Here is a 2,528-nt window from a genome sequence, read left to right on the forward strand (position 1 = left end):
GCACGCTGCTCGAAAAGCGTCCGCGTCGACACCAACGAGAAAGCCACATCCCGCACAGCCACACCCGACCGCCCCACCAGATCACGCAACCGACCCGCCTGCGCCCGCAACGCCCCCTCCGACCGCCCCGAAAGCACCAACGGCGACGGAACGGGCGTGTCCCCTGTGCCGTGGTCAGGAGCACCGCCGGCCCCGACCTCGTCGCGGTCCGGTGCCTCCTCGATGATCAGATGCGCGTTCGTCCCACTGATCCCGAAGGAGGACACGGCCGCCCGGCGCGGGCGGTCCGGCCGGCGGGCCCACCGGCGCGCCTCGGCCAGCAGGGCGACCGTGCCCGACGACCAGTCGACGTGTGTGCTGAGCCGGTCCGCGTGCAGTGTCCGCGGCAGCGTGCCGTGTTCCAGGGCCAGCAGCATCTTGATGACCCCTGCGGCACCGGCGGCGGCCTGGGTGTGTCCGACGTTGGACTTCAGCGAGCCCAGCCACAGGGGGTCACCCGCGCGCTCACGCCCGTACGTGGCCAGCAGCGCACCCGCCTCGATCGGATCGCCCAGCGCCGTACCCGTACCGTGCGCCTCCACCACGTCCACGTCACCCGGCGCGAGGCCGGCGTCGGCCAGGGCCGCTCGGATGACGCCCTCCTGCGCGGAGCCGTTGGGAGCGGTCAGGCCGTTACTGGCACCGTCCTGGTTGACCGCGCTGCCGCGCACCACGGCCAGCACCCGGTGACCCGCGCGCCGGGCGTCGGAAAGCCGCTCCAACGCCAGAACGGCGGCGCCCTCGGACCACGCCGTACCGTCGGCATCGGCGGAGAACGGCATGCAGCGGCCGTCGGCGGCGAGTCCGCGCTGCCGCGAGAACTCGACGAACATGCCGGGCCCCGACATCACCGTGACGCCGCCCGCCAGGGCCAGCCCGCACTCACCCCGGCGCAGCGCCTGCACGGCCAGGTGCAGCGCCACCAGGGACGAGGAGCACGCCGTGTCGACGGTGAGCGCCGGTCCGCCCGTGCCGAGGGTGTAGGCGATCCGGCCGGAGGCCACGCTCGCCGTGGTTCCGGTGAGCAGGTAGCCCTCGTATCCGTCCGCTCCCTCGTGGAGCCTCGGCCCGTACTCCGGTGCGGTGGCGCCGATGAACACTCCGGCGTCGCCGCCGCGCAGTGACTCGGGGAGCACTCCGGCGTCTTCGAGGGCCTCCCACGACGTCTCCAGCAGCAACCGCTGCTGCGGGTCCATGGCCGTGGCCTCGCGCGGCGAGATGCCGAAGAACTCCGCGTCGAACTCGGCCGCCGCGTGCAGGAACCCGCCCTCCCGCACATAGGTCCTGCCCGGGGTCCCCGGCTCGGGGTCGTACAGTCCGTCGAGGTCCCAGCCGCGGTCGACGGGGAAGGACGAGATCGCGTCGGCGCCGGACTCCAGCAGCTCCCAGAGAGCGGCGCGCGAGTCGACGCCGCCGGGGAGGCGGCAGCCCACACCGACGATGGCGATCGGGTCGTCGTCGTCCCGGGTGACGCTCCGGGCGTCCCGCGCCCCTGTCACGGCCGTGGAGAGCGCGCCCGGCTCATCGGCACCCGCGTCCCGCGTCCCGCGCCCGTCCTTCACGAGGTGCTCGGCTACGGCACGCGGGGTGGGCAGGTTGTAGACGAGCGTGGTGGCGAGGGGGCGCCCGGTGGCACGCTTCAGCAGGTCGCGCAGCTCGACCGCGGTCACCGAGTCCAAGCCCTGGGAGGTGAAGGTGCGGTCGAGCGCGATCTCGCCGGGGTCGTCATGGCCCAGGACGGCCGCGGTGCTCTCGCGGACCAGGCGGACGGCCTCCTCGGAGGACATCGACTCCGGCTCCGGCTCCGACTCCGACTCCGGCTCCGGTTCTGGCTCCGCTGACACCGCGCGGCTCACCACATCGGGGGCGGTCGCACCCGGCCCGGTGCCGGCCGCGCCGACTCGGCCCAGCGCAGGCGACCAGTGGGTACGGCGTTGGAAGGGGTAGGTGGGGAGGTCGATGCGCCGGCCACCACCACTGCCCGTGTGCAGGGCGTTCACGTCCAGGTCCGCGTCCCGGGTGAACACGGTCGCCACCGCCGCCTCGAACACCTCCCGCTCCGGACGACCCCGCCGCATCACCGGCACCACCACCACATCACCGGCCCCCTCGAGGCACTCCCCCGCCATCCCCGTCAGCACCGCATGCGGACCCACCTCCACCAACGTCGACACACCCAGACCCCGCACCGCCTCCACCCCGTCCGCGAACCGCACCGCCTCCCGCGCGTGCCGCACCCAGTACTCCGCATCCCCCAACTCCCCGCCACCCACCACCCCACCCGTCAACCCCGACACCACCGCAACACCCGCACGCACCCGCCCGAACTCCAACGACTCCACCACCCGCCGGAACTCCCCCAACACCGGCTCCATCAACACCGAATGAAACCCATGCGACACATCAAGCCGCCGGCACTCCACCCCCTCACCCACCAACCGGCCCACCACCGACTCCAGCACACCCACATCACCCGACAACACCACCGA

Annotated in this window: 1 protein-coding gene; it reads right to left on the reverse strand. The window is 73.2% G+C overall.

Annotated elements, in window-relative coordinates; translation table 11 throughout:
* On the reverse strand, nt 1-2,525 hold a 2,525-nt coding region (locus AC07FV_RS34785), incomplete at its 3' end, for a beta-ketoacyl synthase N-terminal-like domain-containing protein (RefSeq protein WP_479091764.1).
* Nucleotides 2,526-2,528: the final 3 nt, after the last annotated feature.

It is taken from the genome of Streptomyces sp. NPDC045956, assembly GCF_056430705.1.